11 protein-coding genes and 1 pseudogene are annotated in these 12,391 nt (G+C 52.5%); 9 read left to right on the top strand and 3 right to left on the bottom strand.

Annotation, left to right across the window (positions count from 1 at the left end; genetic code table 11):
* Positions 1–45 precede the first annotated feature (45 nt).
* Positions 46–1,062 (top strand): ATPase P, encoded by a 1,017-nt coding sequence (locus H6B15_RS05405; protein ID WP_204646892.1) that lies wholly within the window; start codon positions 46–48, stop codon positions 1,060–1,062.
* A 160-nt stretch (positions 1,063–1,222) separates the two neighbouring features.
* On the opposite strand, the gene H6B15_RS05400 is transcribed toward H6B15_RS05405, so the two are convergent.
* Positions 1,223–1,783, bottom strand: a complete 561-nt coding sequence (locus H6B15_RS05400; protein WP_204646890.1) for a chromate transporter — start codon at positions 1,781–1,783, stop codon at positions 1,223–1,225.
* On the bottom strand, positions 1,780–2,367 hold the full coding sequence (locus tag H6B15_RS05395) for a chromate transporter (RefSeq protein ID WP_204646887.1): 588 nt from the start codon (positions 2,365–2,367) through the stop codon (positions 1,780–1,782). The genes H6B15_RS05400 and H6B15_RS05395 overlap by 4 nt, the downstream gene beginning before the upstream one ends.
* 110 nt (positions 2,368–2,477) lie before the next feature.
* On the opposite strand from H6B15_RS05395, the gene H6B15_RS05390 reads away from it, so the two are divergent.
* Positions 2,478–3,356, top strand: a complete 879-nt coding sequence (locus H6B15_RS05390; RefSeq protein WP_204646886.1) for a LysR substrate-binding domain-containing protein — start codon at positions 2,478–2,480, stop codon at positions 3,354–3,356.
* A gap of 10 nt (positions 3,357–3,366) precedes the next feature.
* Positions 3,367–4,509, top strand: a complete 1,143-nt coding sequence (locus tag H6B15_RS05385) for an anaerobic sulfatase maturase (RefSeq protein ID WP_204646885.1) — start codon at positions 3,367–3,369, stop codon at positions 4,507–4,509.
* Between the two features lie 58 nt (positions 4,510–4,567).
* Here H6B15_RS05385 and H6B15_RS05380 read toward each other — a convergent pair.
* Positions 4,568–5,514, bottom strand: a pseudogene (locus tag H6B15_RS05380) (aldo/keto reductase).
* 636 nt (positions 5,515–6,150) lie between these two features.
* On the opposite strand from H6B15_RS05380, the gene H6B15_RS05370 reads away from it, so the two are divergent.
* Genes H6B15_RS05370 through H6B15_RS05345 form a run of 6 tightly spaced genes read left to right on the top strand, consistent with a single transcriptional unit; the run spans position 6,151 to position 12,217 of the window.
* Entirely contained in the window at positions 6,151–6,891 is a 741-nt protein-coding gene (locus H6B15_RS05370) for a CpsB/CapC family capsule biosynthesis tyrosine phosphatase (protein WP_345941941.1), read from the top strand.
* A complete protein-coding gene (locus H6B15_RS05365; RefSeq protein WP_204646882.1) occupies positions 6,888–7,913 on the top strand; it encodes an LCP family protein in 1,026 nt (341 codons plus the stop codon). The genes H6B15_RS05370 and H6B15_RS05365 overlap by 4 nt, the downstream gene beginning before the upstream one ends.
* Before the next feature lie 14 nt (positions 7,914–7,927).
* Complete coding sequence (locus H6B15_RS05360; RefSeq protein WP_204646881.1) at positions 7,928–8,728, top strand: YveK family protein; 801 nt, start codon at positions 7,928–7,930, stop codon at positions 8,726–8,728.
* Positions 8,725–9,468: a CpsD/CapB family tyrosine-protein kinase gene (locus H6B15_RS05355; protein ID WP_204646880.1), complete on the top strand. Its 744-nt coding sequence runs from the start codon at positions 8,725–8,727 to the stop codon at positions 9,466–9,468. The genes H6B15_RS05360 and H6B15_RS05355 overlap by 4 nt, the downstream gene beginning before the upstream one ends.
* A 24-nt stretch (positions 9,469–9,492) precedes the next feature.
* Complete coding sequence (locus H6B15_RS05350) at positions 9,493–10,557, top strand: hypothetical protein (protein ID WP_204646878.1); 1,065 nt, start codon at positions 9,493–9,495, stop codon at positions 10,555–10,557.
* A gap of 16 nt (positions 10,558–10,573) precedes the next feature.
* The gene (locus H6B15_RS05345; RefSeq protein ID WP_204646875.1) at positions 10,574–12,217 is read left to right on the top strand and encodes a sugar transferase; all 1,644 of its coding nucleotides are present in this window, start codon (positions 10,574–10,576) and stop codon (positions 12,215–12,217) included.
* Positions 12,218–12,391 lie beyond the last annotated feature (174 nt).

The following is a 12,391-nucleotide window of genomic DNA, read 5'->3' as shown; positions in this document are numbered from 1 at the left end:
GGCTTTTGTGTTGGCGTATCTTCCAAACAAGCGAGGTTTTACGCCATGATCTTCAAACCCTATCCCCTCAGCACCGCCCGCCTGGACCCCCGGGAGCTGGAAACCGACAAAAAGAACTGCCGCAAGATCGGTCCCTGCGGGTTGGGCAAAAAGGCGTTGTATCTGAACAGCTTTTTCATCGACCGCCGGTATTATGTGCCCATCTCGGCGGTGCGGCGGGTGTTCAAGCGGGTGGCCATGAGCCGCGGCGGCTACACCGGCCGGGGCGTGTTTGCCAGTATGCCCTACCTGGTGGTGGAATTCGACAACGACCAACAGAAACAGTGCAACTTCAAACACGAAGAACAGGTGGATGATTTTCTGGCCAAACTGGCCAAGGAACAGCCCCAGATCAAGCTGGTCAGCGCCGCCGCCGAGGAACGCCTGGCCAGGCGGCAGGCGGAAAAAGAGGAAGCCGAACGCAGGCGTCCCCCGCTGACACCCCATGGCAAAAAGGTGATACAGGAGCTGCAGCAGGCCATCGACTACCTGGAAGAAAAGCCGGAACTGAGCAAGAATCTGAGTCGTGCGGCCCAGCGAAAACGCGCCTATGAGCGCTCCAGCCCCAGTTACCGGTGGGTGGCCATGGCCATCACCGCCCTGGGTATTCTCGGCATCGTATACGGATTATGGTGCCTCGTGATGGGCAAGGGCGGATTTGGGGTGTATTTTGCCCTGTTCGGTCTGGCAGCTGTCTTTACCTTTGCCGGGTTCAGCGTGCTGCCCACTGCCCGCAACAACCGCCACAGCATCCTCAAACAGGAACAGAAAGCCCAGGAGGAGATGCAGCGCTACCTGTCCGATCGCCCCAACTTCCCGGTGCCCGTCCGGTATGCCCATCCGGTGGTGCTGCAGCGGATGCAGCGCGCCGTGCGGGATGGCCGGGCCGATACCCCCGCCCAGGCCCTGGACGTGGTCAAGCAGGATTTGAAATCCCTGAACGCCGATGTGCAGGTGGACCAGGAAGAATACGATGAGGTGGTGGCCGTCAAGGCACTGTTCCTCAATGCACAGTATCAGTGAAGCCCGTTGGATTGATTGTACGAAAAAGCCCTCCGGCGCAGGACGGTTCCCGCGCCGGAGGGCTTCTTATACGGAGAAATTGCCCGCACAAAGGGCAGGCTGCAAAGCTGCGGTTGCAGTTTTCCTTCCGGTTCCGTATAATGGGTGGAAAGAGCCCCCCTTACACCGGCAAAAGATGCAGCACAAGTTCCGCTGCACCGCACAGGCACATGGTCAGGATGGGATTCCACTTGAACTTCCGCAGCAGCACAAAGGCCACCACAAAGCTGCCTGTTCCAATCCAGTCCACCACCTGTACATCGGGGGTCTGGCCGTTGAAAAGTACCAAGGCCAGGATGGACAACCCGGCTCCCAGAATGAGGGATACCACCACCGGGCGCAGACAGGACAATACATTCTGCAATACAGATATATCTTTATACTTATTGTATACAAACGCCAGCAGCGAAACCAGAATCAGGGCCGGGGTGATACATCCCAGGGTGGCGACGATGGCACCGGGAATACCGGCGATGCGGATGCCCACAAAGGTGGCCGAGTTCACGGCAATGGGCCCGGGGGTCATCTGGGAAATGGTGATCAGGTCGGTGAATTCCTGCAGGGTCAGCCAGGGGTGCAGTTCCACCACCTGGTTCTGGATCAAAGGCATGGTTGCATAGCCGCCGCCAATGCTGAACAGGCCCACCTGCAAAAAGCTGAGAAAAAGCTGCAGATAGATCACGATCTGGCCCCCTTTCCCTGCTGAAACACCGCACGCACCACACCGAAGGCAGCGGCGGCCAGGATGATCAGGATGACGTTCACATCAAACACAAAATTGGCCACAAACGCCGCCACCATCAGCCCGATGTACACAGGGGACTTTGTTTTGAGCACATCGCCGCCCAGGCTGCAGACCACATCCAGAATGACGGCGGCCACACCGGCCTGCATGCCCTTGAGCACCAGCGACACATACAGGTTAGAGGCAAAGGCGGCATAGAAAAAGGAAATCACCGACAAAACGACCATGGGCGGGATGATGGTGCCCAGCACTGCCACGACCATGCCGGCCAGACCTTCCACGTGCCAGCCCACCAGAATGGCCGCATTGACGGCGATGGCTCCGGGGGAGGATTGGGCCAGGGCGGCCATATCCAGCATTTCCTGGTCATCGATCCAGTGCAGTTCGTCCACGAATTTCCGTTTCATAAAGGTGACAATCACAAATCCGCCGCCGAAGGTAAAGGCGCTGATGTACAGCGTGCTGAAAAAAAGTGCCCGCAGCCGGGCGGCCCGGCTTGTCGGCTGATGCTGTTGGTCCATACTCTTCCTCCCGTTTGACTTTGCTACTATCATACTCCAAAGGACCGTCGCCGTAAAATGCCGATTTTTTATGATATTCATATGTTTTTTGTCGGAAAGAGAGGTTTGCCGTGACCATACGCCATCTGCGCATTTTTGTGGAAGTGTACCGCCAGGAAAACGTGACCCACGCGGCGGAAGAGCTTCACATGACCCAGCCGGCGGTTACCCGGGCTGTGCGGGAACTGGAACAGTATTACGGTGTGCGTCTGTTTGAGCGGATGTACCGGCATCTGTCGCCCACCGAAGCAGGGCGGCGCCTGTATTCCCAGGCGCTGCCGCTTCTGGATAACTTTGACCGTATTGAAATCGGCCTGCGGGACTGGGATGCCCTGGGCGTGATCCGGGTGGGGGCCACCGTTACCCTGGGGGGCACGGTCCTGCCGTCCCTGGTCCGGCAGTTTGCGGCACAGAATCCGGGCATGGAACTGCGGGTCACTGTGGCCAACGGCGACACCTTGACCGCCGCCCTGTGCGAAAACCGTCTGGACCTGGCCCTGATGGAAAGTGTGCCTGCCAATCCCGATCTGCGCACCGAGAAGATCGGCTCGGATTCTCTGTGCGCTATCATGGCGCCGGATGACCCGCTGGCTGCCGGAACGGCCGTTACCCTGGAACAGCTTTCCGGGGTGCCGCTGCTGGTGCGGGAGTGGGGCAGCACCGCCCGGGCGGTGCTGCAAAACGCCATGGTCCAACAAGGGCTGCCCATGTCCATTGCGTGGGAGAGCATCAGCACCGAAGCGCTGCTGCGCGCCGCCGCCGAAGGTCTGGGTGTGGCGGTTCTGCCCGAATCACGGGTCCGGGAAGACGCCGCGGTGGGAACGGTCTGCCTGCGTCCCATTGCGGGGCACGCTCTGCAGCGGACCCGGGTGGCTGCCTGGCACAAGGAAAAATATCTGACCGCTTCCATGCAGCGGTTTCTGGAACTTTGCCGCAGGAAAGTGGAGTAAGGAGAACACAATGCCGATCGTCAATCTGTTGGTCAAACCGGCCTCCAGTCTGTGCAACATGCGATGTCGGTACTGCTTTTATGAGGACGAGGCCGCCAACCGCACCCAGGCCAGCATGGGAGTTATGACCCGGGACACCGCAAGGCGGATGATTGGCCAGGCATTGGAGGCAGCCGGCCCGGACGGCAGCCTGCAGGTGGCTTTTCAGGGCGGGGAACCCACCCTGGCCGGACTGCCGTTTTTCCGGGATTTTGTGGCCGAGACCCGGCGGCAGAACACGAACCGCCTGCCGGTGTCCTATGCCATCCAGACCAATGCGCTGGCTTTGGATGAGGACTGGGCAGTCTTCTTGGCCCGAAACCATTTCCTGGTGGGCGTTTCTCTGGACGGGGACAAGACCCTCCACGACGAATTCCGGGTGGATGCTTCCGGCAAGGGTACCTGGACCCGGATACAGCGGAATCTGGCCATGCTGCAAAGGGCAGGGGCGGACTGCAACCTGCTGTGCGTGGTCACCAAGCGCTGTGCCAAAAGCGCCGGGCGCATCTACCATGCCTTGCAGAAAACGGGGGTGCGGTACCTGCAATTCATTCCCTGCCTGGACCCAATAGGGGAAGTGCGGGGTGGGCGTCCCTGGTCCCTCACACCGGACGACTACGGTCACTTTCTCTGCGTGCTTTTCGACGCCTGGTACCGGGACTGGAAAGAGGGACGGTATACCAGCCTCCGCCTGTTTGAGGACTATGTGCACCTGGCTATGGGGCTGCCGCCTTCCACCTGTGCCACCAGCGGGCGATGCGGGGCCTACTCGGTGGTGGAAGGGGACGGCAGCGTGTATCCCTGCGACTTTTTTGCCCTGGATGACTGGAAGCTGGGAAACCTGCGGCAGACATCTCTGGCCGAACTCAGCAAGAGCGAACGCGCCGTGGACTTTTTGCGGCGGGGATTGCAGCGCCCGGCGGAATGCGGGGATTGCCGATGGCAGCGGTTGTGTTTTGGCGGCTGTCCGCGGGACTGGGTCACCGACGGGGCAGGGAAGACCGGAAACTATTACTGCGCGGCCTTCCGGCGGTTCTTTGCCCATGCGGAACCCCGCCTGATGGAGATTGCCGCGGCGGAAACTGCCGCCCGGCGCAATGCGCCCACGTTTTGAAACAAACAACAAGCCCTGCCGGGGGATTGCTCCGGCAGGGCCTGTTTTCTGTACCGAATTACCAGTTAGGATGAATGGAAGCACGAAGATACCGGTCATAGATGCGGGCCACACCCTGCATCTGTTCCGGAGTCAGGGGCGGCTGTTCGGCGGCTTTCACATTGGCCAAAACCTGTTCGGCCTTGCTGGCACCGGGAATGACTGCGCTGACAGCGTCATGCATCAGAATCCAGCGCAGGGCATAGGGAATCAGATGATCCGTACCGAAAAGTTGTTTCAGCTCCGCGACGGCCTGCAAGCCCAGTTCGTAATCCACCCCGGAGAAAGTCTCGCCCTTATCAAAGGATTCCCCGTGGCGGTTGAAGCTGCGGTGGTCTTTGGGGCCAAAAACCGTATCCTTGGTGTAGCGGCCGGTCAGCAGACCGCTGGCCAGGGGCACACGGGCCAGAATCCCCACATTCTGTGCCTGGGCTTTGGGGAACAACTCTTCTACCGGTTTCGGCCGGAACATGTTGAAGACGACTTCAATGGCCGAGATGGGGTATTCCAGCGCCTGCAACCCCTCGGTCACCTTCTCGATGCTCACACCGTAAGCGGCAATCTTTCCCTTTTCCACCAGCTTGTCCAGACCGGTGAAAAGTTCGTCCTTTTGGTATACCGATGTGGGCGGGCAATGCAGCAGCACCAGGTCCAGTCTCTTGGTACCCAGCCGCTGCAAGCTGCCGTCTACAAAATGTTCGATGTTTTCCGGCGTGTAACCCTCCGCCGCATGGGGCTTGAGCCCCCGCCCGCATTTGGTGACCACAAAAAAGTGATCGGGATGCTGTTTCAGAAACCGGCCGATGGCCGCTCGCTGTTTCCGCCGTTGTAGATGTCGGCGGTGTCGATCAGGGGGATGCCGTTTTCGTAGCTGGCTTCCAGAATCTTCTGGGCTTCTTCCTCGTTGAACGGCTCGCCCCACTTGGTGCCCAACTGCCAGGTGCCCAGGCCGATCTCACTCACCATGCGACCGGTTTTTCCGAATTTGCGCTGTTCCATTCTGTGTTCTCCTTACAAAAATAAGTTGCTGTGGTTGTATTATAAAGGAGTTGGTCCATTCCGGCAAGCGGTCTTTTGCACCATAGGGGACAAAAAACTTTGGGATTCACGAAAGCAATGTTTATAGAACATTAAAGGAAGAAATGTAAATGTTATATAAATGAATCCGTGCAATTTTCCTCGAACGTTGCCAGATAAACCATAACCGGGCAGATAATGAAAATGATCCAATAGACAAAACGATGGATAAGAGCGGTCTATGATCAATAAGGGGGACTCGAACCAGATTTTCCTGAGTGCATTGCAACGGCGAACAGACCTTGGTAGGTGGTATATTTTTTTATAAAATTAAAAGAAAAAGAACGTAAATAAATGGAAAAATAATAATTTGTGGAAATATTGTCCGGATTTGATAAGGACAATACGTTTGTCTTGACGAACAGTTTTCAATTGTTTTGGCACTTTTTGTCTAATATATAGAATGAGGGGCGAAAAAGATTGTTTCGCGTTGATTTTTTGTGCCTGTCATGATAAGATGTAAAAGTACAATTAGAAGTTAAAAATGGAATTTGTGCAGATTTCCGGTGAAGCATTCGCACCGTATTGCTTTTTACGAAAATCCGATTGGGGGCGATAAAAACGATCATTGATTTACATACACATATTTTGCCCCAAATCGATGATGGAAGCGATGGAGTTGACACTTCTCTGAAGATCCTTCAAACAATGGCACAGCACAATGTAGATGTTGTATGCGCTACACCGCATTTCTACCGTGAAAGGATGAATGTAGAAACATTTCTGGCACGTCGTGCTGCCGCTTGGCAAAAGTTGCAACCGGCGATGGAGTCCTTTTCGATCTCCATCCTTCTTGGCGCAGAGGTTGCTTATTACTCCGGAATCAGTGAAGAAAAGGAACTGCATAGTCTTTGCGTGGAAGGAACCAATACGCTTTTGTTGGAGATGCCATATAGCGACTGGAATTCATTCCAGATTGATGAGGTTATGTCCTTGGCCTGGGATTCGGGTTTTGACGTGGTTCTTGTTCACCCGGAACGGCTGACAGTTGGATCTAACAAAAGATGGCTTGACCGGCTATACTCATTGCCTATGCAGGTGAATGCGGGCGCTCTTCAACATTGGAGAACTCGAAAATCTGCACTAGAGATTCTGGAAAATACCGCCAAACCATTGTTGGGCAGTGACTGCCATAATATGAAGAGTCGAGCGCCGAATCTCTGGGAGGGAAGAAAAGTGGTGGAACGCAAACTGGGCAAACAATTCCTCCTTGATATGGATGAAAATGCCCAGATGATGTTGCTATCACATTTCGTATCTGTATGAGTCATACAAATTATTCACATCGCCATATCCGGCGTAAAGATGCCATCCGGGCAACGGTGGCTGTGGTTCTTTTGGTTGTGATTGCTTTGCTTGTGTTCAAGGTAATCACAAGCTGGGAGCATAATCAATATGATGTGCCGGCTAATGCAGAACTCACTTCTGAAGCGGCCGTTCAGGAACGAAAACATATTACGTACAATGGCGTCGATTATATTCAGCGGGAAGGCCTTCAGACCTGGCTCCTGATGGGAATTGACGAAAGTGGAGAAGCCGTCGGAACGGAAAGCTATATTGGCGGTGGACAGGCTGATGTGCAGATGCTTCTTGTGGTGGATCATATTAACAAGACATGGCAGATCCTGCAGCTGAACCGAGACAGTATGGTTGATGTTCCTGTCCTTGGGGTGACGGGAAAAGTTATAGGAACGGAGTTTGAACAACTTACGCTGGCCCACTCCTATGGAGATGGAAAGAAGAAAAGTTGTGAAAACACGGTAAACACCGTCTCCAACCTTTTCAATGGACAAAAAATTGATGGTTATATGGCACTCAACATGGATGCTGTGGCCATTCTGAATGATATGGTCGGTGGTGTGCCGGTAGAGGTTTCCTCTGATTTTTCTGCAGTGGATCCGTCTCTCCAGGAGGGAACGGTTGTGACTTTGCAGGGAGATCAGGCGTTGACCTTCGTGCGAGCCCGCAGGGACGTGGATGATCAGTCCAATCTTTCCCGCATGGCACGTCAGCGGCAGTATCTTGCGGCTCTTGAAAAACAGATGGAAAAGCAGGATGCCGATTTTGCAGTACGTGCCTACGATGCAGTCTTCGATTATATGGTTACCAACATGGGCAGCAAAACTGTTACAGAGCTGGGACAGTATATGAAAGAGTACACCGAGCTGGATCTGTTGACCATCGATGGCGAGTCCAAAGTGGAGGATAACCACATTGCCTATTATCTGGATGAAGACAGCCTCCAGCAGACGATGCTGACATTGTTCTACGAGAAAAGTAATAGCTGATGGGAGAAGCAAATATGCAGCGACAGACACTAAGTGAATATCCAATTGAACCGCAGGTGATTGCAATGCGGCAAGAAGCGGAGGATACCATAGACCTGGTAGAGGTATTTTACCTTTTCTGGGGCCACCTTTGGCAGATTGTTCTCTGCCTGATTCTTGGCGCGGCTGTGGCTTTTTCCTATACTTATTTTCTGGTAACGCCATTATATCAGGCAACTGCTAAAATTTACATTGTATCGGCTTCCAATGACTCAGTGGTGAATTTGTCGGACTTGCAGATTGGTGCTTCGCTGACAGCGGACTATCAGGAGCTGCTTCTGAGCCGACCTCTTTTGCAGGATGTGATCAATAACCTCTCCCTGAATATGGACTATAAAACATTGGAGAGCATGATCAGCATTAGCAACACGCAGGATACACGGATTCTGAAAATCCTGGTGACCAGTTCGGATCCGCAGCAATCGGCTGATATTGCCAATGAGCTGGTGCGCCAGGCGGGAATTTACTTGCCGAATATCATGGAAACAGATCCGCCGAACCTTGTGGAAGATGCCATTGCGCCTTCCGGAAAGTCCAGCCCAAGCTATTCAAAGAATACGATGCTTGGCGGGTTGGCTGGTGCAGTTCTGTGCTGCGCGGTCCTTTTGGTACGGTTCTTGATGAACGATACCTTCGTTACCCCGGATGACATTGCCAAGTATTTTGGTGTGCAGCCGTTGGCTACGATTCCGGAAGGAGATTTGGGTAGTTTCAACAGTGCCGGGCGTAAACGGAAAAAGAAGAAAAACAAGCACAAGAAAGGGGATACAAAATGAAAGAATTGCAGATTCGCAATATGCCGGAACTCCCCTTTGATATGTCGGAGGCGCTGAACCAGCTTCGTGTAAACCTTGGCTTCTGCGGTGATCAGGTAAAAACCGTGATGTTGACCAGCAGTGTTCCCAATGAAGGAAAAAGTTTTGTGGCCATGCAGCTGTGGAAACAGATGGCGGAAGTGGGCACGCCTACGCTGCTGATTGACTGTGACTTCCGAAATTCGGAGCTGCGCAGTAAGTATGGTCTAAGCAGTACAGGAAAACTCACGGGCGGTGCCCATTATCTGGCAGGTATATCGGAACTTGATGATGTGCTGTATCAGACAAGCATTCCCAACGGTTATATTTTGCCGGTGGCCTCGGCCATTGCCAACCCGACCATCCTGCTGGAAGGCCCTCGCTTTTCCCAGATGATCGAAACCTGCGAGAGAATGTTTGAGTATGTTCTAATCGATACCCCGCCCATCGGCAGTGTGGCGGATGCTTTGAATATTGCTACCCACTGTGATGGAACCGTTCTGGTTGTACGAAGCGGCTCAACACCGCGTAAAATGGTTGATAACTCTGTACAGCTTCTCAAACGGACAGAGACTCCTCTTCTTGGAATTGTACTCAACCGAGCGGATATGAATAGTAAATCAAATGTGTATTACCATCGCTATTATCGATCTGGCTATTACTATAACAAGGAATACGGTAAAACGTATGGTTATGGGCAGCATTCAGTAAAAAACAAATAAGCAAAAGCAATGGAGGGAAAATGTATGAAAAAGCTTGTATCTGCATTTTTGGCAACTGCTATGGCAGCAACTTTGGCGACTGGCGTTTCGGCTGCTGGGTGGTTTGACAGCTCTTACCAGACTGGTCCCGAGTTGGCGGGCAACCAGCTTACGGTTACGGATGCTTCTGGCGTGAAATCTACAGTCGATGTGTCCGACGGCGGTATTCTCGTAACCAATGTTGCCAATACGCTGGATTATTCTGGAAAATTGGATGTGCCTACCAGCGATAAGACCAATGTGGTTTATTATGCTGCGCTGGCTACCAATTCCACCAGTGATTTGGTGAGCAGGTTTGGCAATACAAATGAAGTTACTTCGGCTATTGAGGCACAGATTGCAGCCAACAAGGCAGTGACCGTTGAGCGACTGAATGCACAGCGTGATGAGTTGTCGGCCAAGGTGGAGCAGTTGAAGGCGGACGGTGCCAGTGAAGATGATATTGCTGCAGCAGAACAGGAACTGGCACAAGTGGAAGCTGAGATTGCCGCCACGGAAGCTGCAGACTATGATAATATGGACAACTACGAAGCGGCAGCACTCTTTGACGTGTCTGTGAGTGGCGATATGGAACAGATGCTGGCCGCAGGCGGCAGCGTAGAGATCCCGGTAAAGGTGGACGGTATCACGCCGGAAAGCGATGTGCTTGCGCTGCATTTCGTTGGCGATCTCACGGATGCCAAGGCTGTTGCGGAAAAGTTGCAGGCAGATGAGAGCATCACCGTTGATGGGATGAATGTTGAGGTCATTCCCTGCACGCCTGGTGATGGCATGGTTACTTTGACCATGAGTTCTTTCTCGCCTGTTATGATTTTGACTCGTGCGCAGACGGAAGTAACTGTAGAGCAACCGGCCGAACAGGCAACCACCGCAGATAGCTCTGTTGCAGCGACGCCCGCTCCCCAGGAAGCTCCCCAGGAAAGCGTCGAGGAAACTTCCACAGGCAGCAATGTCTGGATTTACATCGTGGTAGTTATCGTTGTGGTAGTTATCGCTGGTGCTGTTGTGGTGACCCGTAAGAAGAAGACTGTTACCGCAGGCAAGAAGTAAGCAATGCCCAAGCCGGATGGCCTGCAAGGCCACCGGCTTTTTATTGTGTGTCTTGATGATAAAGGTCTGGTGGGCTCTGCCGGTGCAAAGTTTTGGTTTCCAAGACGCCGGTATGAAGGCTTTTCAGCAGGATATGATACTTGTCCTGGTCGAGAGCGTGACACCAAGAGGATTATCAAATTTATTGGGATGGAAGAGTGGAATATGTATGTCGTATAGAGCCAGATATGAATATATTTTGACCTTTTTGGCAGATATGGCATCTCTGATTTGTGCGGTTGTTTTATCCAGATTTATCTTTGATGCATGGCTTCAAATGATACCGGAAGAACACAATAGTCAGGAATATCTGCAATTTTACTTGATGCTGGCCGTAGCCTTTGCTATTGGTTTTATACTTTTTGATCAGGAAGAGGATATCACCCACCGGAGCCTGAAGAAAGAAATACTCAGGGCGGCTGTGATGACATTCGCAATCGGTGCGGTGCTGGCGTTGCTTCTGATCTTAGGAAAAATGCCTTTGGGGGATTCACGATATTTCTTCGTGGGAATTCTTGCCTTCAATTTTATTTTACAGCCTGTATTTCATACTTCAGTCAAAAGTTACTTGCGTGAGTCAGGCAAAGCAAGCCCTATGAAAAAGCTTGTAGGGGTCCTTACCGTTGCAGACCGGGCGCAGCCTTTGCTGGAAGATTTGAAAAAGGACTGGAGCAAGGAAATCTGTGGCGTTGCCCTGATGGATGCTACGAAAGAGGAAATAGGACAGACGATTTATGGTCTGCCCATTAAAGCCGGTTTTGAAGATTTTATGACCTGGGTGCGCCGTGACGCTTTAGATGAAGTGTATCTGGATGTTCCCTATGACAGTGGTGCCTCGCTGGAAAATTACCTGGTAGAATTGGAAAGCATGGGGCTGGACGTGCATTTTAGCGTGCCTCTTCTTGAAAAGCTGTACCGTGGCCACTCTGGCGAAGGCTGGCGCAGCCAGGCAGCTGCCAGCCTGGAAAGGCGAGGAAACACATATCTGATTGGTATTAGCACGGTCCATCACAATATCCGTGATATTCTGCTTAAACGGATTATAGATATTTGTGGCGCTTTGGTCGGTTTGGTGATCAGTATTCCCTTTATCGCAATTGTGGCAATCCCGCTCAAAATCGAGAGTCCTGGGCCGCTGTTTTTCAAACAGAAACGTGTGGGATTGAATGGCCGCTACTTCTACATCTATAAACTGCGCAGTATGTATATGGATGCGGAAGAACGCAAGAAAGAACTCATGGCCAAAAATGAGATGAACGGGTTTATGTTTAAGATGACGGATGACCCGCGCATCACGAAAGTCGGTAAATTTATCAGGAAAACCTCTATTGATGAACTTCCGCAGTTTTGGAACGTGCTTCGGGGAGATATGAGTCTGGTTGGAACCCGGCCGCCTACAGTGGACGAGTACAAGCATTACGAGAGTCACCATAAGCGTCGCCTGAGCATGAAGCCCGGCATTACGGGCATGTGGCAGGTCAGTGGGCGGTCCAGCATAGAGAATTTTGAAGATGTGGTTTCCTTAGACACACAGTATATTGACAACTGGTCTTTGGGTTTGGATATTCAGATCCTGATCAAAACTGTTGCTGTTGTTTTTGCGGGAAAAGGAGCCAAATAAAAGGCTATTTACATTGTGTAATGTCGGGCGGTTTGTGCAAATTGGATCGCAATGGCTGCCTTCAGGGGCGAATGCTTCGGTATTCTTTCATACTGTTGAATGTACCTTAAATTTTGTGGCAGACCTGGCATTGTTCATTGCATTTGTACCGTACAGCCGGAATCAATCTTGCGG

The sequence above is a fragment of the Gemmiger formicilis genome, from assembly GCF_016900095.1.
GTDB lineage: Bacteria > Bacillota > Clostridia > Oscillospirales > Ruminococcaceae > Gemmiger > Gemmiger formicilis_A.
Note: the sequence above shows the minus strand (reverse complement) of the source record. Positions and strands in the feature narration are given on the sequence as shown.